Origin of the sequence: Paenibacillus sp. P36, assembly GCF_045866505.1 — a bacterium.
GTDB lineage: Bacteria > Bacillota > Bacilli > Paenibacillales > NBRC-103111 > Paenibacillus_E > Paenibacillus_E chondroitinus.
This window is the reverse complement of sequence record NZ_AP038372.1, coordinates 4,015,816-4,038,210: the sequence shown is the minus strand read 5'-3', so window position 1 is coordinate 4,038,210 and position 22,395 is coordinate 4,015,816. Positions and strand designations below refer to the sequence as shown.

The window sequence follows — 22,395 nt, the reverse complement described above, 5'->3', positions numbered from 1 at the left end:
AATCATGTACCATAAGGAGCAGATCATCATGCAAAGCCTATACACAGCAACCGTAACAGCAGTCGGTGGAAGAAGCGGTAAAGTGGTCTCTTCCGACCAAGTCATCTCCCTTGAACTCAAAACGCCAACAGGGCTCGGGGGGCCAGGCGGCCATGGCACGAACCCGGAGCAGCTTTTTGCGGCAGGCTATTCAGCTTGTTTCGATGGAGCGCTGAATCTGGCGATTCGCCAAAAAGGCATCAAAGTAGAGGGCACACAAGTAACGGCCCATATTACAATTAACAAAACGGACGACGGCGGATTTCAGTTATCCGCAGAACTCGATGTGACCGTTGACGGAGTTGACCAACAAGTGGCTAGAGAGCTTGCCGAAGCGGCTCATCAAATATGCCCTTACTCCAAAGCAACGAGAGGCAACATCGAAGTGACAATCAATATTGTTGAGTAAGTTTGCCTAATGAAAAGAGGCCATCCTTCGGTCATTGTAATGACCTTGGGGTCGCCTCTTTTTTACACGCTGAGAAACCTCACTCCATCGCCCCATAAACAACAGCCCGTATCCGCGGATGAATAAAAGGCTCGCGGCTCGGAAGCAGCTGCTGCATGTAGACAATAGAGATTTCTTCTTTGGGATCGATTAGCAAATAGGACCCTGCCATACCTGCCCACCCGAATTCACCGATTGAACCGTTGTTTCCGCCAGCCGCAGGATCCAGCAAGACGCGGACGCCGAGGCCATAGCCATAACCGCTCATTTGCGTCCAGTCGAAATCTCGCAGCTGTTGAGCATTCAAATGATTCGTTGCCATCAATTGAACGGTTTTCGGGCTTAAGATGCGGGTTCCGTTCAGTTCGCCGCCATTCGCCAGTACTTGCGCAAATTTGCTGTAATCGCCAATTGTCGAAAGCAGCCCTGCTCCTCCGCTCTCCAACTGACAATCCGGCTGATAGCAGGCATCCAATCTAGTGTTTGGCGTCATTGTACCATCACCACTACTATCATACATTGTGCACAATCGGTCACGCTGATCTTCTCGAATTCGGAAGGTGGTATCCTTCATGCCAAGAGGCTCGAAAATTTCCTTCTCCACAAAATCCCCGAGCTTTTGGCCTGACAGCACTTCAATCAATGCGGCAAGAACATCGTGGCTCATACCGTATTTCCAACGAGTACCGGGCTCAAATGCGAGCGGCACAGAGGCTATCGCTTTGACCGCCGTTCGAGTATCCATGGTCTCAGCCGCTTTTTCCAATTTCGCACGCGTTTGGCGCTCTGTTTCGTTGCCGTCTCCACCATATGTAATCCCGGAAGTCATCATAAACAGATCCTTGATCCGGATCGGAGCTCCCGCCGGAACCAATGTCTTTACACCGAAATCATTGTACTTGTACACCTGTGGGTTTTGAAACTCCGGCAAATAATCGCCTAGCGGATCGTTTAGCAAGTAAAGGCCTTTCTCATAAAGCATGAGTGCTGCAACACAGGTCACTACTTTGGTCATGGAATAAATCCGGTAAACGGTGTTAAGATTGATCTCTTGCTTTTTGTCCAAATCTGCATACCCCAGGGTTTCCTGGTAGATCACTTCTCCCCGGTGTACGACCGTACAGGCACACCCAACTGGCCCTTTCTCCATAAAGCTCTTCAACAGCGGAGTCAACCGCTCGCCTAATCGATCGTTTCTACCCACAGCTACAGCCCCTCTCGGAAACGTTTTCAACTACTATTATATCGTAAGAATAGTAAGTTGTCGCATGTGGTTTCTCATAGATGCAAGACTAGTCTAACGCTCTGTTTAGTGTTTTTTCTCTTGCAGCAATGGTATGTTCATATCTCGTAATTTTATCATCCAGGCGTTCCAACACATTTTTCATATCTTCCATCCTTGTTCTGAGCTGCTTACGCTGCTCAACGAGGAGCTCTTTTCTAGCTTCTTTCGTCTCATCTCCCTGTTGAAACAACGCTACGTACTCAATCAAAACTTCAACTGGAAGACCTACACCCCGCATACATTTAATAAATTCAACCCATCTGCAATCTTCTTCCGTATAATCCCTGATTCCGCTTTTATTTCGATTCACCCTTGGAATAAGTCCAACTCGTTCATAATAACGAAGAGTATCTTGTGACAAGTCAAATTTTTCACTTGCTTCGGCTATTAACATGTTGCTCGCCCCCCTTTCTCAGTCGTTATATAAATCAAACAGCACCAATGACCCGATGAGGTACATATGGCTCTTCGAGTGAAGCAACTTCTTCACGAGTTAGCGAAATGGAAAGAGCAGCTACAGCGTCTTCGAGATTTGACATTTTCGTTGCACCAATAATAGGCGCTGTTACTGGCTCCTTCTGCAACAACCAGGCAAGCGCGATTTGCGCCCGCGGGACACCATGCTGCTCTGCGATTGCCGCAACACGCTCAACAATTTCTTTATCCGTATTTGCCGTAGCATCATATTTTGATTTCTGAACTTGATCGGTTTCGGAACGATGTGTCGCTTCCGACCAATCACGTGTCAATCGTCCTGAAGCAAGGGGACTATATGGAATGACGCCGATTTTCTCTTCCCTGCAAAGCGGGAGCATCTCCCTCTCCTCTTCACGGTATATGAGGTTCAAATGATTTTGCATCGACACAAATCGGGTCCATCCATTTTTCTCAGCCGTGTGTAATGCCTTCAGGAACTGCCAAGCGTACATCGCGGAAGCACCAATGTATCTTGCCTTCCCTGCCTTAACTATATCATGCATGGCTTCCATGGTTTCTTCAATTGGCGTGTTGTAGTCCCAGCGATGAATTTGATACAGATCTACATAATCTGTGCCTAATCGCTTAAGACTCTTATCGATCTCACTCATGATCGCCTTGCGGGAAAGACCGGCACCATTCGGACCTTGATGCATACGGAAATGAACCTTCGTCGCAAGAACAATTTCATCACGATTGGCATAATCCTTCAAGGCGCGTCCAACGATTTCCTCGCTGGTACCGTCTGAATACACATTCGCCGTATCAAAAAAGTTGATACCATGCTCCAACGCTTTTTTGATAATAGGACGGCTGCGCTCTTCATCAAGCACCCATGGATGAACCCATCGCTCTGCAACACCGAAGCTCATACACCCTAGACAAATTCGTGATACATCCAAACCCGTATTTCCAAGTTTCACATAGTCCATTTCATTATTCCTCACTTTCAAATTCATATCGTCATCCACAAACCTAGTCTACCCCTTGGAGTTAACTCCAAGTCAACCCCTTATTTTCCCGCACATCTGGCCATAAGATGAAGAGCAAAAAAAGACCCACAACATGGGTCTGATCATCGTTTTAAATCGTCTAAATATCCGGATTGGGATTAATAATAGCCAAAACTTGATGGTCCTCCCACACGCCATTGATCTTCACATTGCTGCGGGAGATCCCTTCCTTGTGGAACCCGGCCTTCTCTAGCACGCGAATTGAACCAGGATTCTTAGGAGAAGCTTCGCCAATTATCCGGTGAATCCTCAATTCCTCGAAAGCATAACGTACCACTTGTTTCACTGCTTCCGTCATATAACCCTTGCCGTTAGCCGCCTGGTCCAAATTGTAGCCAATCATGCAGCTCTGCAGCGGTCCTCGTACGACATACGTCAGCCCGATGGTACCGACGATCTGTTCATCTTCCGTTTGGCATATCACGAAGGAATATTTCCGATCTTCCATGCGATCGATCCTGCTTTTATTCATCCATTGGAGCATGTGCTCCTCCGTGTAATAGTCATCTGAATTGCTTGGAGAAAATTGCTCAAAAAACTCCCTGTTGCGCTTGTTCATTGCAATGATCTGTGCAATGTCCGCTTCTTCAGGGAACCGAACATAAACTAGTGGTTGAGACATCTGCACCATCCTTTTATTCTTTTATTTTTTTCGCGCAGTGACAATCGGTTGGTAATACCCTGTTTCGGATGGCATCAGCCATTCGATGGAAGAGAATCCCGCTTGCGTCAAAATACGACTAAATTCCTCACGCAGCAACGCTCTGTATCTCGTTTTATTATGCTTAGTTTTCCACACGCCGTCAATTTCTTGCATAATAAAGTGATTAGTCAGATAAGTAGCCGACTCCTCTTCCCAGTCCCACACTTGAAAAACAATGCGCTTTCCCTGATCAAAAATACGGGGTTCCGTCGCTTTTGGCTTCAGTTTTACCAATTCATCATAATCTCTTATTGTAATCAGGAGTAATCCATTATTTTCCATTTTATCATACATATTACTAGCAGCTTTAAGCAAATCTTCATCCGCAAGAAGGTGAGGGATCGCGTTATCGGCCGAAAGAACGATATGAAACATTCCGGAAACGTCTTTGTCCAACGATCGAAAATCAGCTACTCCTCCATTTAATTCAACCCCAAAAGACATAGCCTCTTTTTTCGCTCTTTCTACGGACACTGGACTTAAATCTGTCGCAGTCACTTTAAATCCGTTTAATGCCAAGCCTATTGCCTGTGTGCCAATCCCGCAAGAACAGTCCAACAGTGTGATTTCTTCTGTAACCGAAGTCGTGAATTTTGAACGGATGATTCTGCTTAATGTGTCCCCTTGCGAAATAACGGCTCGTGTCCATTCTTCGAAAATTAAATGGTAGTTTTCTGCAAGTTCATCATAAAAGTGTAAAGCAGACTCATTCATTAGGCTCACCTCATTATTTTTTTGAAAAGGATGCTTATCGTCATGCCTATCTTTTTCTCATTGTACACGATTGAAGGCATTCCATCTGCACAAAAAAACGTCCACTCCTAGAGTGAACGTTTAACTCTGTTAACTATTAATCTTTCACAGACCCTTGCATAAGACCGGCAATAAATTGGCGGCTAAATAGTGAAAATACAATGATGAGCGGCACGGTAGCCATTAATGTAGCCGCCATCACCATGGAGTAATCGGTGCTATATACCCCGTTCATAGAGGCAATCAACATCTGAATTGTAAACTTTTCCTGCACCGAAATGACGACAAGCGGCCACAAGTAATCGTTCCACGACCCTAGGAATGTAATGATCCCAAGTGTTGCAAGTGCTGGACGCAGTACTGGAAGCGCGACTCTCCAATAAAGGTCGAACGAGTTACAGCCATCTATTCGACCTGCATTAATAAGCTCGTCATGCACGACAGAAGTCGTATACTGCCGCATCCAGAAGATACCGAAAGCGCTAGCCGCACCTGGTACAATAAGCGCCTTGAGATCATTAATCCAGCCAAGTTTTTGCATAATGATAAATTGTGGAATTAGCCCTAGCTGTTGGGGGACCATCATGGTCGCTAATAAAAAGAAGAATAACGGCGCCTTCGCTGGAAACTGGAATTTAGCAAAGGCAAATCCTGCTAAAGAGCAGAAAAACAATACCAACGCCGTATGTGTACCTGCAACAAGAAGGCTATTGCCAAATGAGCGGAAAAAGCCGACATGATCAAGCACTTTTCCAATATTGACAAGCAGTTGGTCCCCAGGCAGAAGCCGAGGCGGGAACCTGAACATATCCGCCGTCGTCGCTGTTGACATGACAAGCAGCCAATAGAAAGGAAACAGGGATAGAATCGCCCCGGTGATCATGACAACATGGAGCCAGAGGGTGCCTGGCGCTCTTGTCTTTTTCACAGCAACGGCAGTGATGACGCGTCCGAAGGATACCTTGGAAGATGATGGCACCATCAAACCCCCTCCCCTCTCGAGACGAATTTCCAATTCACAAACGAAAATATGCCGATAATCAGAAACAGCATCCATGCAACGGCAGAAGCATAACCGAACATTTGGTTACCAAACGCCTGATTATACAGATATAACACCAGCGTCAGGCCGCCTTTCGTCGCTCCTCCGGTATTGCCAACCAGAATGAGCGGTTCCGTAAACAGCTGCATGCCGCCAATCGTCGAAAGAATAACGGTAAAGAGAATAATTGGCTTCAGAAGCGGCAGCGTAATGCTGAAGAACTGCTGCTTGCGGCTGGCTCCGTCGATTGTCGCAGCTTCGTACAAATCATGTGGTATACTCTGAAGTCCCGCCAAATAGATGATTGCGTTATAACCGGACCATCGCCAAATGACCATGAGTGAGATGGCAACTTTCACCCAAAATGGATCATTGATCCATTCAATGCGAGGAAGCCCTATGGCCTGCAGCAGGCCGTTAATGAGTCCGAATTGGCTGCCAAAAAACGATCCGAAGATGATGGCAACCGCTACAATGGAGGTAATGTTAGGCAGAAAATAAACCGCCCGGTAAAAGTCCTTAAACCGCATAAAAGCTGCATTAAGTAAAAAGGCAATCACGAGCGCAGCGAAGAGTTGAGGTACGGTGGACAGAAACCAAATGACAAAAGTGTTGCCAACCGAAGTCCAGAATTCCGGATCGTCCGTCAACAAATTACGAAAATTGCGAAGCCCTACAAACTCCATGGGGCCAAGCCCATCCCAGGAATGAAACGCCAGATACAGCGAGAACAGGATGGGAAACAGGCTGAAAGCGATAAAGAGAATGTAAAATGGAGAAATCATTACGTAGGGCGCCAGATGGGCTTTGAACCCTTTCATCGGCTCCACATCCTATCCTCATAAGATATACCTACAGGGAGCAATTCGCTTCCATCACCGCAATGGGCTAGTGAATCGAGCTTGCCCCCTATTGGCCTTTATTTATTCTTCAATTTCGTTTTGGCTTTCTCGACGAGTGACCAGAACTCTTTATCAGGGTCTTTCGTTTTATCTACCGCTACAGCTTGCATGCCGTCGCCAATAATATCCGCAACCGTTTGATAGTTCGGCCCCTTACGCTGCACTTTTACGTCCTTAGCAACTTCAGAGTACAACACACCTAGCTTCTGATTGCCCCAAAACTCATAGCCCGTTTCCGTGAAGGCCTTGTCCCCATATACGGATGGAGTTGAAGGGAAGTTGCCGGATAGTTTAAAGACTTCCAGCTGCTGCTGCGGAGAAATTAACCAACTAATAGCGGTGTAAGCTTCCTTAGCGTATTTGGACTCTTTAGGGATGGTCAGGAAAGATCCGCCCATGTTGCCAGTGCCTTCCGGAATTTTCGCTGCACGCCATTTCCCTTTCGTATCCGGAGCACGGGTTTCGACATGTCCTCGGCCCCATGCGGCTGAAATGTACGTGGCAATTTTGCCAGAGTTGAGAGCTGCTGAATACTCTTGAAGCGCATTCTTCTGATCGTAACTACCCGCAATTCCCATATCACGAGCCTTTTTAAAATAGTCCAAAGCCTTCTTCACTTGAGGATTTTTTTCAATGATGAGCTGATCGTCCTTATCGAAGTACAATTCATCCCCTTGGTCGCGAATAGCGCCAAAAAGTTCGTTAGGATTGGATAAAATATCGGCACCTGTTTTCTCTTTAAGCGTTTTACCCGCAGCTAGGAAATCGTCCCACGTTTTGATCTTGGCTGCAACGTCGTTTGGCTCAGATGGCAATCCAGCTTGTTGGAACAAATCCTGCCGATAATAGAGCACCATCGGACCGATATCCGTCGGAAGACCAAGCTGTTTCTCGCCAACCGTGGACTGTTTCCACTTCCATTCTAGAAAGTCTTTTGCCATATCCTTGGCGCCAAACGTATTAAGATCATTAAATTTATCTGGGTATTTCAGAAACTGATCCAACTGGGAAATATCGATCATTGCGATATCCGGAGCTCCAGATCCGGCTGACATCGCCGTTAAAAGCTTTTTGTGCGCATCTTCCCATTTGTAAATTTGCGGAATGATCTCGATGTTAGGATGGGTGCGGTTAAACTCTGGGATGATTTTCTCGAATGAAGCCCCCTGCCAAAACCACATTTGCAATTGAACTTTCTTGCCATCGCTTGCTTTCGCATCCGTTTTTACTGCTTCCGGCGCTCCTCCACCACTGCTGCAAGCACTAAGAAGGAGGACGGAAGCCATTAGCAAACCTAAGGCCTTACCCTTCGACACGTTTTTCATCGATTAACGCTCCCTTCAAATTTCGAGCCTATCAAGAAAGCCCTTACATTTAGTATAAACAGGGGTGGACAACCCGTATAGGTAACGCATCTTCGATTTCTTGGACTTAAGTTAGGAAAGTTCCGTCCACCGTCCGATAAGCCCCCGGAGCTATCCCCTCGAATGTTTTGAAGATTCGGCTGAAGTAAGCGGGATCCTTATAACCTACTTTTTCACACACCTCATATATTTTCAAATTCGTATCCCTTAACCACTTTTTTGCCTCAGTCAAGCGGTGTTGCGTTAAATAGTGCGTATAAGTCATCCCTGTTTCCTGGTGAAATAGGTTACTCAAATAATTGGGGTTGATTTGGTATTGCTGGGCAAAGTCGGATAAGTTCGCTGCACTCGCATACTCTTTGTGAATATAGCCTAGGAGCGCTCGGATGATCGGCGGGAACGATTCACCGCCACTTTCTTTACGCGTAATTTCGGTGAATCCAAGACTGATCATGCTGCGTATGTACATCAAGCTAAGATCGCCGATCTCCTTCGTCGCTCCCCCATACCCTGTCTTCACCTCAATTCGCAACTTAGCCGCCATCCACTTTGACGTCTCTTGCACTTCCCTTTCCCAAGCCTCCTGATCGCATTGATTGGCAAAAAGCACGACCGTGACGAGCCGGTCCTCCAGACACACGGCTGCTGTACCCAGACGGCTAAATGCTTCATAAGCGCACTCCCGTATAAAATAACGTACCGAAGCTTCCCCTAATGACCTCAAATCTTTGGTTGAAAAGGAAACGAGCATGATTTTCTTGTGTAACGGAATCAAGCCTTCATCGAAGGTTGGAACCGGTACCCCTTGGAGTAAATCATGAAGGCGCTTTTCCAGCAGCGCACGTTCTCTAATGACATTAACTTGCTGAGATTCCTGTCTGCGACGATGTTTCTCATACGATGCAAGATATACCTCCCTGAGCTTTTCCTTGGACAATGGCTTGAGCAAATAGGCATGAACCCCGTGTTCCATGGCCTTCTGCGCATAATCGAACTCCGCATGCCCCGTAAGTACATATACATCGGTTCCAGGCGAATGCTCTCGCGCAAATTCCGCTAATTGCAGACCATCCGCTGCAGGCATACGGATATCCGTAATAAGGAGGTGGACTTTCTGCTTTTTTAACAAAGCCATTGCCTCAAGTCCATTCGCTGCATCCAGCACTTCTCCAACACCATCTAAACGTGAAAGGGTTCTGCACACCGGGTGGCGCACATTTGCTTCATCATCGACGACAAGAATTGTAAACATCACGATCAACCTCCCGTATTTATCTGCTAGAATCGGCGGACGATATCCTCCCATGTATGTTCTGGATCCGCTCCCTCTGATTCCACTCGGCGCAGACCCTCTTTTATCATTCGTTCAATCCCTTCATATTCAAAATCATTGTAAGCCCCTTTGTAACGAAGTGCCGTGTAGGAGTAGATCTGACCGACAGGTGCGTCATGAAAAAAAGCATCACGCACCTCTAGAAACTCCCGGGTCGAATAAGATTCCGGTGTGGAAGGGAAATTACCGCTGCCAATAAAATTGTCCAGTTGCTGTGCCGGAGCTGTCAGCCACTGAGCGAGTTCATAGGCCGCATGAGGATTTCGGCTCGTCCGTGGAACAGCCAGACATGTCCCTGACCAGTTCGAGGGAAGTCCAGGGGCTCGGGCTAGATCCCAGACACCTGCGGTAGAGGGGGCAACTTTCTTGAAAGCTCCATGAAGCCAGGAGGGTGCAACAACAACGGCAAACTTCCCGTTAACGGCAGCTGCAGCCCAGGCGGAAGATTGCGACGGAAGGCCCGCATTTAACCCGAGCTTATGGAAGCGTATAGCTTGATCCCAAGCTTCTTTCACATGCGGATCAAGTTCGTGATCCATCGGCGTCAAGTAATAACCGTCGAACTGGTTCAAATAGCTCATAAATACGTTGGTCAAATTATCGATAAGATAAGCGCCTGTTTTCTTCTTGATTTCCAAGCCAACTTGCTCCATTTGTTCCCAACTGGTTAGAAATTCGGCCACTTCCTCCCGATCGACCGGTAGCCCTGCCATCTGAAACAAGTCCCGGCGGTACGCTAATGCGACAGGGCCGATGTCCACTGGCATCGCAAATAGAAAGCCGCCATCTTTGCTTTCTGCTTGGCGCCACTTCCAATCCAAGTAGTGCTCCCTTTCATCGCCGTAATCGTAGAGATTAAAAAATTCATTTTGAAAACGCTTTACTTGATTTAGTTGAGAAGCCTCAAGAAGAACGAGATCGGGCGTATCCGCTTTGGTAGCAAGTGACGTCATCAGCCCCGGCAAAACATCGTCAAGCTGAAAGCTGACAATCTCCACATCCACTCCGGGATGTTGGGCCATGTACTTCTTAACGAGCCGTTCAAGTCCACTTCCCGGCCATAGCCAAATACGAAGTTTCACGACTTGCGACGTGTTTTCGTTCACGCTAGGTAAAGCTGCTTGAGGTTCACAGGAAGTTAAGAATAGGAAACTCACCAGGCAAACAATGAGCCATAAGGTAGATTGATTTCCTTTTCGATCATTAAGCAGCGCCAGTCCCCCCTTTCTTGGACAGTAAGGGTGGCACCGTAACCAGCTCCGAAGTATGAAGCGGCAAAGACAGCATAACCTGCAGCCCGCCTAGCGGACTCTTGGAGAGGCTAATCCCGCTGCTAGGCCCGAAAAACGCTTGCAGCTGCTTGTGAAGGTTGCTTAGTCCGATTCCTCGTCCCTGCTTCTCAAAGCTTTGTTCTTGATGGATGGATACCTCCAACATCTGCAATGCCTCTTGCGTCATCCCTACGCCGTTGTCCTCTACAGAGCACTTCACCATGCCGTCTTGCCGGTAGATCCGCACTCGGATTTGCCAATCCCCCTCCTCTTGCTGCTCCAAACCATGATGGAAAGCATTCTCGACTAGAGGCTGGAGTACGAGTCGTATAACGCGTTGTTGTTCCAGCCCATCCTCCACCTCTATACTTACCTGAAACTTCTCCCCGTATCTTGCTCGTTGCAAAAGCAAATAACGATTCAGCTGTTCCATATCTTCACCTAATGTTACGAGATCCGTCGATGGGTGGACACTATAACGGAGGAGTTCACTTAGCGCGAGTGTCATAGCTTGCGCCTGATCCGGCCGTTCATCCTCAATGGTCCAGTAAATCAGATTAAGCGAATTGTACAAAAAGTGAGGCCTGAATTGTGCCTTAAGTGCAACCAACTGCGCCCACTGCACCGTAATTTGCTGCTCCGAGAGCCGCTCTACAACGTCCTCCAACTCTTCCACTAAGGCATTGTAATTGGCATAAAGTCTAGTGATTTCTCGGCTCGCAAATGGTTTGTCAATCGGCTTGACCCCTTCCTTACGGAGTCGATTCATGCCATCGGCCAGCAGCCGGATCGGTTTGGTGAGTGTCCATGTAAAATAAGTCACAAACACTAGTGCAATGAGGATGCCTGCACCCATGGTGAGCAAGGCATGCGCCCAAATTTGAGAAGCCTCGCTGTTGACTGCCTCAGGTTTGAAATAGGCGATCGTCGTCCAACCGCTGTATGAAGATTTCGCATAAGACACCAGCACTTGTCGCTGATCCTCTCTTGTCTTCCATTCGAAGAAGGGTTGCGCATTTCTTCCAAATTTACTGAACAAGCCTACATCCGCAGCCGTACCGATTTCTCGCGGAACCGTAGAATACACGATGTTGCCGATGGAATCCATCACCTGCACCTTTCGCTCGATGCGTTGGCCTGTTTCGCCAATGATGCGGTTGATTTTATCTACCGGAAAGACAATAAATTCATCCCCGAGCGGTGTCAGGCTTGATGGGTCCTTCAGCTTGCGGGCTCCGATGATCGCCGGGATTTCGCCGTCCCGCCAGGCAGGCCCGTATACCCACAGCATGTGTCCGTCAAGCGTTTGCATTTTGCTGTACCAGCTTACAGCAGCTACATCGTCCGCCATCCGCCAGAATAATTGCAGAGATTCATTGGAAGCGTACGCGTGTCCATTGCGGTCAAATAAATGAAGCAGCATGTCCCCGGCAATGTAGCGTATTTTTTCCGCCAAATACCGATTTAGGTCCATGGAAACTTGAGGTTCAGCTGCTTGCGGGGGAACATCCGCTTTTAAAGCCGCCAGCACTTTCTCATCGAAGGCAACCATTTGCGTAGCCTGATCGTATTGGCGAAGCAACACATCGATTTTGGCTGACAGCTGTTCCACGGATTCTTGGGTATAGCTTGCGGTACGGTTGAGCACAATCTGTGACGTCATGCGGTAATTCAGCAAATTTGTAAGCGCGATCGCCAGTGCGGCAATCAAGAACATCCCCGCGAGCAACTGGACAAAAATGGGTACAGGGCGTCGCAGCACCGTGCTTCACCTCCATCATTAGGTGTAAAAAAGGTTGTCAATTACCTTTTTCTACCTATGAGACCTTTCCCCTCTATACGCCGCTCAAAATATGTCTAATGAACTAGTCCCCTGCCGAATATCGCCATATTCCGATTCGTTTTGTCGAATAAAAAAAGGGAGCTGCAGTGTTGCAGGCTCCTTGAATTTAATACGGATATTTTTATTAATCTATGTCATCATGTTTTCTTTCGAGATATTAAACGTAGCGAAATTTGAAATGTTATTGCACACAATATCCCATATGAATAAATTAATAAATTATCTTTATCGAATATGAACAAGCCATCAGTCCTGTTTTTACTAAATGCATAGATCGTTACTACAACTCCAATTAACGAAAACACAATGTAGAATAGGGGTTCGATTATTATTCTTGCTATTATAACTCTTTTTAGTAGCAGATTAATACAAATTGAAGAGGGAATTCCAATTACTACTAACGGAAATAACGTAAATATCATGAAAACAACTATTCCTAATAAGCTTTCAAAAGTAATAGCAGCTTTAGCAATAAAAACAAGGATTACTAGCTGAAGTATTGTCGGACAGATGATTAACGTAACTAATGAAGAAAGTACATAATGTTTTGGTTTCATTTTTCATCACTTACCTATATCTGTTATTTGCCACTCTATTTGGTTCCAGTATTGATTTTTGTCTAGTTACTGATTATTCAGCCAATATATATGGACAAAGCCTTCCAACTGCTATAATTTTGTTGAACTAAGATAGAATCATCTTTTGCAATTAAATTCAAGGTATTTCTACGTTCTTTTACAGATGGTACCGAATCGTCTCCAATAATTGATCTATTCAACTCTACAGGATCTTGACTTGATATCCATCTTGAACCTACTAATTGATTATATAATTCCTTAATGGTCATCTGCTCTTTTTTATAGTAGGTAAGTATTGGACCATCCAGAAAGAAATACTCGTCACCCTCATCTGAAAACTCATAGATTCTAATTATTTCATGATCTAGTTGAAATGTTTCCAGATATCTAAATTTAAATGGCCATGTTTCAGACACATCAGATTTACTAAATGTGACATCATAAGCAAACTCATAGAATAGGTACTCATTTATCTCTTCTAGTTTTAACAATTAATTTTCACCTCCTACATCTATTGCAAGCTCGATTGATTACCTAAGGGCTACTAATCAAAATCATTTTCAAGATCGAGGCATTTAATTAAATTTTCACTCTAACAAGTCACCTGTTTCCTACCTCCACATTTATTGTGTTTTTCATTTCGATAATAACTTCTGATCTCCTGTGACTTTATCAAAACTTAATGCTAGGCACCAGTCAGTGTGATGTTTGATATTTCCTTATTTCCTTAGAAATAATATTTTCTTCTATTTTCCGAACAACTCGCTCGTTATTAGACGCATCTTGTCATTCAATGTATATTAGGAGCAGTTTATCAGCAAACGCTTCTCATTTTTCTCTCTTTTCCAACCTAACTCGTTCAAATTCCTCAACAAAAAAAGGAGCTGCTTCGCAGCAGACTCCTTGATCCATCCCTAACTCAAATTAAAGCGGACATAATTGGATTATCCAAAACCATCATCATATCATTAACGATGTGAGCCGCTGCATGATGGCGCTGCAACGAGGCCATGCGAGCTCTCATTTCTTCGCTTTTAGTGGGATGCCGTATGAATTGCTCAATATTTATGTAAAAGTCCTCCATCTTATAGGCGATTGAAGCTACACCGAGCCTGGATAAATATAAGGCATTTTCTTTCTCCTGACCGCCGTTTGGCTTATATACAAAAACCGGCAGTCGCAAAGCTATAGCCTCTGTCAACGTTAAGCCGCCTGCTTTCGTTACAATACACATGGCTCTTGACATCCACTCGTGAACATTATCAACAAAACCAAGAATGGTGATCCCAGGGTACGCAGCAAAATCTGCCTCAAGTCGATCTTTCAACTTCTCGTTATGGCCACAGATGACAACTAATTGACAGTCTTCAAGAAGAAGCAGCGAATCCAACATTTCATCTAGATAACTGGTTACACCGCTTTCCGTAGCCATGATAAGGATAATTTTCTTTCGCAGAGATTGCGATTGCGCACGAATGCTCGCTGCTGCGAACTCTTGTTTCAGCGGAATGCCGCTGACTTCTATACAGTCCTTGTTATATCCTTTAAAAATAATTTGTTGCTTCAAATCTTCCGTTGCCACATAATACCGATCGACTTTTGGATGCAGCCAAGTTGCATGTAACGCGTAATCCGTGAGTACTGTAAAATTTTTGACTCCCATTGCACTACAAACGATTGGAGCCGCGCCAAAAGGAAACGTGTTGACCACAACATCAGGACGTTCTTTTTGAATGAGTTCTCTCAGTTTCTTTTGACCCAAATAAGTCATTGATTTCTGAAATAGCGCGGTCTCTTTCGTTTCACGTGTTAAATAATAGCTCCAACCATAGTAGTCGAGGCCTAATTTAGAGCTTTTCGTACTTTTACTGATTAACGAAGAAGTTATTGAGTAGATCCACGGATGGCCTTCCTTCATGAGATTAACAATTTTCACTTGCTCTATACCCTGTTTGAAGAACTGCTGCTGCAGCGCTTTAGAAGCTTGAATATGTCCATTACCATAACTAGCCGTAAGAATTAAGATACGAGGATTAAAAGGCATCGTTGAAATACCACCTTTCATCACAAACTTTTATAAACGGATATAAATAACTGTTCCTACAGTTTCAATGTATTGCGAGTTGCATGGATCTATTTCAATTTTCTTTAACCATAACATATGCCAATGGGGATATGAAGTAGGTGATCTGCCGTGATGTAAATATTCAGAAACAATTCATAATTCCATACTAATCTATTAAATGAGCCCTCACAGACAAGTCATTCCAGCATATCCTAAAGTATCCTCGCTAGAAAGGAATGATAGAAATGACTTTATTAATCAACCACTTTTATGGTATTGTTTACCGCAGCGCCAATGGGTTCATTACTGTTTTTAACGGTCGTGTGGTCTCCAGAAATCGTAACTCCATTGTTCTTCGATTTATGAATAATCGTGGTATCGTCGTTCTTAGAAGACTTTTCCTTCTTCAAATTCTTAGATTTGTCGCTATTTAATGGCTAACTAATCCTTGCTGCACCTTCGCTAACGGTTATTCAAAAAAAGAGGCTCTCCCACGGTCATTAAATGACTTAAGGGAGGGCCTCTTCTTAATTAATTCATGTTATAAATCATATACAGCATCAAATTCGATGATATTGGGGGTCTAGTTCCATAAGGCACACCAATGTGTTCGAGCCAGTGGATCAAGTTCAGTTAATTATTCAAAAAACAAGCATCTATTTCCGTGTATACGGTGCCTAATAGGGCGACTAGCAGCACAACTATTATAAAGTTTACCATTAACTTAGATTTGTTCACATGAATCGATTCCCTTCCTGATGAGTCATCTTCGGAGTTCTCACGGTATGTTGATGGTTACTGTTGTTCCTTCTCCCGAACGAGATTGGATCTGAACCCCGTATTCTTTGCCATAATAAAGTTTTAAGCGTTCATCTACGTTGTTGATGCCAACTCCGCCTAATTTAGGCTGAGAAGTTGGTGGCTCAACGTCTTTATTAAAGCGATGAGAAGCCGAGTCGAAGCCCACGCCATCATCCCTCACAATGAACTGCACATGTCCATCATCCGTATAGTCGCAGGTAATTTCCACGAATCCGGATCCTTCTTTTTCCCGGATGCCGTGATAAATGGCATTTTCCACAATAGGCTGCAAAATGATTTTAGGAATGACTTTGACCGCTAACGCTGGGTCGTAGTCCAGCTGATAATGAAGTTTATCTCCATATCGCTCCTTCTGAATAAATAAATATTGAGCGACATGGTTCATTTCATTTTCAATCGTCGTCATCTCGCTTCCTCCGCTGAGTGACAATTGAAAAAATTTGGCCAACGCTTTGGTTGTAGATATAACCCGTTCGCTTTCATTAAATTCGGCCATCCAGACGATCGTATCCAACGTATTATATAGAAAATGCGGATTGATCTGGCTGTGCAGCACTTTTAATTCATAGGTGTGCAGCGCTTTTTCCTTCAATTCAATTTCCTCGAGCAATCTGCGAACTTCGGAAACCATCAGGTTAAAATGTTGGGCAAGCCCCTGTACTTCCGTCACGCCAGATTCAGGCACACTTACTTCCAACGTACCCTCTCTTACTTTTTGCATAGCCTGCTCTAATCGATGAACCGGCCGCGTGATGCTTCTGGCAATGATTAATGACACCGTAACAAGAATGATTAACAGTCCTAAACCGACAATAACAAAAGATCGAATCATTTGACTGCGAATTTGCAGTAAACCATCCAGCGAACTAACGCCGACCAATGTCCAATCGGAGTTTGCTATTTGTGTTTTTTGAATAAGGACATTTTGCGTTCGATCGTAACCGCTAGCTGACATGCTAATGTTCCTTAATTGCTCTTTCTTCGCTGGATCAACAAAAAATGTCGGGTCTTTGTGATAAACAATCCCGCCTTGGCTATTAATGATAAATGCAAAACCTTTACTCCCCAGATCCAGATCCTTCAAATAATCATCGATGCCATTGTATTCGATATCCAATAGGATAACGCCAAGGTTCCGATTGTTCTCATCTCTCACTTCTTGGCTCATCGAAATGACCCATTTGTCCTTGTCCATCGCAAATTCCTGCATGCGGGCAGAAGAAAGGGCCGGTGCTTTCCCTTTAATTGCTTCTACGTACCATGGTTCTGTCATCATATTGGACGATCGCTGCATGTTCAGCTTCGTTTCATTTGACAACATATAGCCGTCTTTTCCGATAACCACAACAGACTTAATATAGGAATCGGACATCAGCACAGTACGGATGAGCTGCATCTCATCCTTCTCCCCTTCTTTAGTTGGAGAGGCTAAGGTCTTGATGGTCTGGGGATTGTTAGCAAGCACATTGGACAAGACCAACAACCGATCTATATAGGCTCCAACGAAAGCCCCGCTTTTTGAAATGGCCATTTGCGAAGACTGAATGGAATCATTCATGACTACTCTAGAAATGCCCACATATAAGGCAGTGCCGATAATTCCTATGGTTACGAGACTGATTAGCATATAAACGAACGAAATACGGGATTGCAGCGACCGGGGAAATCTCATCACGAATATTTAATCCTTTCCCTGTATTGCAGGGGGGAGACCCCAAATTTCTTTTTGAAAGCAGCGCTGAAATAATTCGGATTATCAAATCCGACCGCCGTTGAGATTTCATATATTTTCAAATCCGACACCAAGAGCTGAAGCTTTGAACGTTCTAACCGGACAGCAATTAAGTAATCCTGAAAGGAGACATTAAACAATCTTTTGAAAAGAACGCTCATGTACCCGCTGCTGAACCCTTTCTGATCCGCCAAAATGGCTAAGGAGAAATCAGGATTAGCAATATTCTCATCGATAATTTTGGCAATAGATGCCTTGTTATCGGATTCATCTTTTGCTTGCAGCGTCGTTTTATAATCACTTACAAGGCTTTGCAGCTCGGATTGCTGCTGTTCACTTTGAAGCTTACTCACTAACTTTTGCAGGACCTCATACACGTCTTCCTTAGAAACCGGCTTAAGCACGTAATCATCAATGCCAATTTTCAAAGAAGTAACCGCGTAATCGTAATAATCATACCCGGTTATCACCGCAATCTTGACATTTTGCTTCAGTTCTTTGGCTTTTCTGGCAAAATCAAGCCCGTTCATTTTTGGAATATTAATATCCAACAGGACGATATCGGGACGATGAGCAAGGAATAGCTGATACGCCTCCTCACCGTTCCCCGCCTCTATAATTTCTGTGATGTGAAATTTCTCAAAAGGAACCAGCCGCCTGATTCCATTTCGGATCAGCTCTTCATCCTCCACGAGCAATAATTTGTACATCGTGTTTTACCTCCTGATTTATTCAACACTTGTACGCAAATATTCGTAGCCTTCCTTTTGCATGTCGTCCAGTGGAATAAACCGGATGGAGGCGCTATCGATACAGAATCTTTTCCCTGTCGATTCGGCAGGTCCATCATCAAATACATGACCAAGATGAATGCCGCCTACGCGGCTTTTGACCGCCGTACGAACCATATTGTACCTAGTGTCCTTCTCATAAGTTACCACATCAGGGTCAATCGGTCTCGTAAAACTTGGCCAGCCACAGCCGGAATCATATTTGTCACGACTGGAGAAAAGGGGTTCGCCTGTGGTGATATCAACATAAATACCTGGATCATACGTATCCCAGTATTCATTGGAATAAGCTCTCTCCTCGCCTCCGAGTACCGTTACGTTATATTGAAGATCGGTTAACTTCGCCTTCAGCTCTTCATTGCTGGGTCTAGTGTACTTCGTAGGGTCAACTTTAACGGGCTCATCCAAAATCGTTAAATCAACATGACAGTAACCATCCGGGTGTTTCTCCAAGTAATCCTGATGCTCTTCCTCAGCTACATAAAAGTTCGTCAGAGGCAGTACTTCCGTCACGATCTTTTTATCATATTTCGTTTGCTCTTTTGCAACTACTTCGTTGATCACAGCAGCATCACTCTCATTGACATAATAAATGCCTGATCGATAGCTGATGCCTACATCATTTCCCTGCTTATTCACGCTTGTTGGATTGATGATTTTAAAGAAACGAGTCAACAGATCGGACAATTCGATTCGTGCCGGATCATATTTAACCTCTACCGTCTCCGCAAATTTGCGGTCTTCTCGAACAACGTCCTTATACGTCGGATTTTCCCCTATTCCATTAGCATAACCAGAAATTACATCCTGTACGCCTGGAATTCGGGAAATGAAAGCCTCCACTCCCCAGAAACAGCCGCCTGCCAGATAAATGGTTTGCAGCTTACTATTGGAATAATCAATCTTATCATTAGGATTTGCGGATCTGGTAGTTGTAGGTTCATTTTTCGCTAACATCGCTGATGATGACCCCGCGGCTTTCGAACTACCGTTAACCCCAATCGAATTGGCACAAGCCGTAACAAATAATAGCAGCAGCAGAGAACTCACATACAGAATTCTTTTCATATCTTTTCCTCCTATTCAACAAATGAAAAATCAAGAGATTTTCTTGAAATTATCAATAATGGCGTCATTAAAGTTATGGCCTGGCGCTGACTTTGCCAGAATACCGTCAGAACCAATGTAATAAGAAGACGGATACCCTCTTACCCCAAATTTTTGCGCCCATTTGCCATCTTCATCGAGCAGCACCGTTAAGTTGCTTTTTTGCTCCTTTTGCAGTCCGTTAAACCACTCTGTAAATGCTTTGGTCGATTGTTCTCCTTTATAATTTGGGCTGACAATTGTAATCACTTTAAAGCCGTTATCTTGACCGGCCAATTCATTTACTTCATCAAGCCCAGCCAAGCAAATCGAACACCAAGAAGCCCAGTACTTGACGTACACTTTTTCTCCGGCATAACTAGCCAAATTAACTTGATTCCCGTTCAGATCCTTCAGCTCAAACATGGGGGCGGGCTGCCCTGAATTTAATGAAGATTGAGCAGCCTTCGTGGCGTTTTTATCCCCACAAGCCGCAAGAACGAATAGTGAAAGCACAATCACACTGACGAGTAACCATTTTACTTTCTTCATCATAAAACTCCTCCTGTCCACCATTAAAATATAGACGCAATCACATTTAGATTATTCGTCATAAGCAGCACGCCCATCACGATGAGCAGAATGCCCGAAATCACTTTTACTTTAGGCAAATGTTTGTTAAGTGCTCTTAAACGTCCTGCAAGCATATCTGAAAAAAAGGAAAGAATAAGAAAAGGAATAGCCAAGCCTAGTGCATAAATGAGCATATAACCGCCGCCTTGCAGGGATGATCCTTCACTTGCAGACAAGCTGAGCACCGCCGCTAATATCGGGCCAATGCATGGAGACCAACCGAAGCTGAAGGTAAAGCCGAGTAAAAAGGCTGCTGTGAAACCCTTTTTCCCATTCAAATCGATGGACAATTTTTTCTCATGCTGCATAAATAGCACATGAAATACACCTGTTTGAAAGATTCCGAAAAGGATGACGATGGCTCCGCAAATGAGAATAAACCAAGAGGTGTTAATGATATTACCGATCGCACCTGCTCCAAAACCAAGTAATACGAAGACGAATGAAATGCCTAGAATAAAGAACAACGTATTCCCAATTAGATAAGGACGAATCTGCACACTGCCTATTCTGACAGCTTGCGTTTCATTGCCTGGCGTAACGCCACTGAGTTGAGCAATAAAGACAGGCAGCAGCGGCAAAATACAAGGCGAGAAAAACGAAAGCAATCCTGCTAGGAACACACTTCCTGCAAAAACCTGACTTGTCAACATATCAACTGCCTCCTTTCTTAGGAATAGCTTACGACTTTCTCACCCAAATTGGCATACACACTGATGATGACTTTCTATGAAATGATCATGTCTTTTTGTAGATTTGACATAAAAAAACTCCCTAATCCTAAGATTAGGGAGCTTAGCTTAAACACTACTTGCAAATCATTAGAACATTACCATCAGGGTCCTTAAAATTAAACCAGTGATCATTCTCGATTTCAGTTAATAATTGAACATTTTTTGCTTTCATAAATTCAAAGGCTTGAACGATATCATCGGTGCGAAATTGAAAGGCTGGCACTTTATAAACGTGATCAGGTGCATATATCTTGCTGTCCAACACAAGACTAGGTCCTTCCATCGGCAAAACATAAATATGCCCAAACAAAACTTCTCCATCCGTCGGTAAGCCTAAAATATCACAATACCAGTCCCGAGCCTGTTCGATATTGCTGACTGGAATAAAGACGCCACCGATTTTATTCTGAATAGGATTCATACCATTCCTCCAATGTATGGAATAAGTTAACATTACTCATCTTTAAGTGGCGATAATCTAGGCGGTTGAGGCAGACCTAGCAGATTGCATGTCCAACGCAGCGCAGGTCCCAGCTGTAACCACTGAATATATCGAAGCCGCGGGAGCTGAGGAATTGGCGGTTTCCCCGCTCTTGTAGCAAAGAATCCTGCCGCACAAACGGCAACAGCTCGTTCGGCATATTCGGGGAATTCAATCCCGTGTTCAGCCATTTCCTTTTTGTAGATAGGCAATAATCGCTCTGCGGTCGGCCCTCCTTCCCCTTCCAGGCTAGGAAAGAAAAAACCAATATCAAATAGCAAGGGGCCTTTACAAGCCAATGCCCAATCAAATAACACTAATCTGCCGTCTTTGAAACGAAGATTATCCGAGCGTATGTCTTTATGAATCAAACCCCAGGGTTGGTCTTGACGCATAAGATCCGTTTCAAGAGGAATCAAAACATCAAGCACCGCATCCAGCCAAGCCTCCGCTTCTTCCCTATTCTCGTGAAACAAGTCAAGAAAATAATTTCGCTCTTCGCTGCTCTGTTTCATGGAAAGCCAGTTCTCCGTTACACCTCGGGCAGACATCGCTTCCACCTTATCAGCCTCGGCGATTCCTTGCACGTGAAATTGGGCTAGATCGCGCATCGCCTGAACCGCTAATGCTTCGGTCCAAGACGGCACTTTCTTACTGCCCTTTAAATCCTCCAGTAATAATAGATGCCATCCTTGGGTGCTGACTGAGCCATAATAACGTGGTGAAATCGGCGAAATCGCACGAACCTCACGATACACGGCTTCTTCTAACGGAAGCACCCGCCAATTCTCTGGTAGTGATCCCTGCCCTGCTCCCTTGGCAAACAACGTTCTTCCATCTTCTAAAAAAATACGAAACGTTGCCGTCGGTCCATATCCTCCGAACACACGAGCTGCCGTTCGAATCGGGCTTGCCATCTGCTCTTCCACTTGCTTCCTCAAGTTAAGGGGTACATCACGCCAATAAGGCTTAGGCTCACGCATCTTCTTTCACCTCTCCT

The 22,395-nt window shown here is 44.7% G+C and carries 21 protein-coding genes; 1 reads left to right on the top strand and 20 read right to left on the bottom strand.

What is annotated here, in order from left to right; genetic code table 11:
• Nucleotides 1–28 precede the first annotated feature (28 nt).
• Nucleotides 29–448: an organic hydroperoxide resistance protein gene (locus ACKTT9_RS18110; RefSeq protein ID WP_157326349.1), complete on the top strand. Its 420-nt coding sequence runs from the start codon at nucleotides 29–31 to the stop codon at nucleotides 446–448.
• Nucleotides 449–527: 79 nt separating this feature from the next.
• Here the strand turns inward: ACKTT9_RS18110 and ACKTT9_RS18105 are convergent, their stop codons facing one another.
• The 20 genes from ACKTT9_RS18105 to ACKTT9_RS18010 form a co-directional block, all read right to left on the bottom strand.
• Nucleotides 528–1,691, bottom strand: a complete 1,164-nt coding sequence (locus ACKTT9_RS18105; RefSeq protein ID WP_407872673.1) for a serine hydrolase domain-containing protein — start codon at nucleotides 1,689–1,691, stop codon at nucleotides 528–530.
• 88 nt (nucleotides 1,692–1,779) lie between these two features.
• Complete coding sequence (locus ACKTT9_RS18100; protein WP_407872672.1) at nucleotides 1,780–2,166, bottom strand: MerR family transcriptional regulator; 387 nt, start codon at nucleotides 2,164–2,166, stop codon at nucleotides 1,780–1,782.
• Between the two features lie 34 nt (nucleotides 2,167–2,200).
• Nucleotides 2,201–3,181, bottom strand: coding sequence for an aldo/keto reductase (locus tag ACKTT9_RS18095; protein ID WP_407873062.1), 981 nt, complete (start codon nucleotides 3,179–3,181; stop codon nucleotides 2,201–2,203).
• Between the two features lie 160 nt (nucleotides 3,182–3,341).
• Nucleotides 3,342–3,884 carry a GNAT family N-acetyltransferase gene (locus ACKTT9_RS18090; protein WP_407872671.1) on the bottom strand — a complete coding sequence of 181 codons (543 nt, stop codon included), beginning with the start codon at nucleotides 3,882–3,884 and terminating at the stop codon, nucleotides 3,342–3,344.
• A 21-nt stretch (nucleotides 3,885–3,905) separates the two neighbouring features.
• The gene (locus ACKTT9_RS18085; RefSeq protein WP_407872670.1) at nucleotides 3,906–4,679 is read right to left on the bottom strand and encodes a class I SAM-dependent methyltransferase; all 774 of its coding nucleotides are present in this window, start codon (nucleotides 4,677–4,679) and stop codon (nucleotides 3,906–3,908) included.
• 136 nt (nucleotides 4,680–4,815) lie between these two features.
• Nucleotides 4,816–5,601: a carbohydrate ABC transporter permease gene (locus tag ACKTT9_RS18080; protein ID WP_407873061.1), complete on the bottom strand. Its 786-nt coding sequence runs from the start codon at nucleotides 5,599–5,601 to the stop codon at nucleotides 4,816–4,818.
• Between the two features lie 98 nt (nucleotides 5,602–5,699).
• Complete coding sequence (locus ACKTT9_RS18075; protein ID WP_127454326.1) at nucleotides 5,700–6,581, bottom strand: carbohydrate ABC transporter permease; 882 nt, start codon at nucleotides 6,579–6,581, stop codon at nucleotides 5,700–5,702.
• A gap of 98 nt (nucleotides 6,582–6,679) precedes the next feature.
• Nucleotides 6,680–7,987: an ABC transporter substrate-binding protein gene (locus ACKTT9_RS18070; protein ID WP_127454324.1), complete on the bottom strand. Its 1,308-nt coding sequence runs from the start codon at nucleotides 7,985–7,987 to the stop codon at nucleotides 6,680–6,682.
• A 106-nt stretch (nucleotides 7,988–8,093) separates the two neighbouring features.
• Nucleotides 8,094–9,278 (bottom strand): response regulator, encoded by a 1,185-nt coding sequence (locus ACKTT9_RS18065; RefSeq protein ID WP_407872669.1) that lies wholly within the window; start codon nucleotides 9,276–9,278, stop codon nucleotides 8,094–8,096.
• A gap of 26 nt (nucleotides 9,279–9,304) precedes the next feature.
• Nucleotides 9,305–10,465 (bottom strand): ABC transporter substrate-binding protein, encoded by a 1,161-nt coding sequence (locus tag ACKTT9_RS18060; RefSeq protein WP_407872668.1) that lies wholly within the window; start codon nucleotides 10,463–10,465, stop codon nucleotides 9,305–9,307.
• A gap of 97 nt (nucleotides 10,466–10,562) precedes the next feature.
• Nucleotides 10,563–12,392, bottom strand: a complete 1,830-nt coding sequence (locus tag ACKTT9_RS18055) for a sensor histidine kinase (RefSeq protein ID WP_407872667.1) — start codon at nucleotides 12,390–12,392, stop codon at nucleotides 10,563–10,565.
• Between the two features lie 715 nt (nucleotides 12,393–13,107).
• Nucleotides 13,108–13,542, bottom strand: a complete 435-nt coding sequence (locus ACKTT9_RS18050) for a hypothetical protein (protein ID WP_407872666.1) — start codon at nucleotides 13,540–13,542, stop codon at nucleotides 13,108–13,110.
• Nucleotides 13,543–13,970: 428 nt separating this feature from the next.
• Nucleotides 13,971–15,095, bottom strand: a complete 1,125-nt coding sequence (locus ACKTT9_RS18045) for an MGDG synthase family glycosyltransferase (protein ID WP_407872665.1) — start codon at nucleotides 15,093–15,095, stop codon at nucleotides 13,971–13,973.
• Nucleotides 15,096–15,894: 799 nt separating this feature from the next.
• Nucleotides 15,895–17,610, bottom strand: coding sequence for a sensor histidine kinase (locus ACKTT9_RS18040; protein WP_407873060.1), 1,716 nt, complete (start codon nucleotides 17,608–17,610; stop codon nucleotides 15,895–15,897).
• Nucleotides 17,610–18,380: a response regulator gene (locus ACKTT9_RS18035; protein ID WP_407872664.1), complete on the bottom strand. Its 771-nt coding sequence runs from the start codon at nucleotides 18,378–18,380 to the stop codon at nucleotides 17,610–17,612. The genes ACKTT9_RS18040 and ACKTT9_RS18035 overlap by 1 nt, the downstream gene beginning before the upstream one ends.
• Before the next feature lie 18 nt (nucleotides 18,381–18,398).
• Nucleotides 18,399–19,529, bottom strand: coding sequence for a peptide-methionine (R)-S-oxide reductase MsrB (gene msrB, locus ACKTT9_RS18030; RefSeq protein ID WP_407872663.1), 1,131 nt, complete (start codon nucleotides 19,527–19,529; stop codon nucleotides 18,399–18,401).
• A gap of 30 nt (nucleotides 19,530–19,559) precedes the next feature.
• On the bottom strand, nucleotides 19,560–20,102 hold the full coding sequence (locus tag ACKTT9_RS18025; protein ID WP_407872662.1) for a redoxin family protein: 543 nt from the start codon (nucleotides 20,100–20,102) through the stop codon (nucleotides 19,560–19,562).
• Nucleotides 20,103–20,122: 20 nt separating this feature from the next.
• Nucleotides 20,123–20,833 (bottom strand): cytochrome c biogenesis protein CcdA, encoded by a 711-nt coding sequence (locus ACKTT9_RS18020; RefSeq protein WP_407872661.1) that lies wholly within the window; start codon nucleotides 20,831–20,833, stop codon nucleotides 20,123–20,125.
• Between the two features lie 154 nt (nucleotides 20,834–20,987).
• A complete protein-coding gene (locus tag ACKTT9_RS18015; protein WP_379172091.1) occupies nucleotides 20,988–21,335 on the bottom strand; it encodes a VOC family protein in 348 nt (115 codons plus the stop codon).
• 32 nt (nucleotides 21,336–21,367) lie between these two features.
• The gene (locus ACKTT9_RS18010) at nucleotides 21,368–22,378 is read right to left on the bottom strand and encodes an aminoglycoside phosphotransferase family protein (protein WP_407872660.1); all 1,011 of its coding nucleotides are present in this window, start codon (nucleotides 22,376–22,378) and stop codon (nucleotides 21,368–21,370) included.
• Nucleotides 22,379–22,395 lie beyond the last annotated feature (17 nt).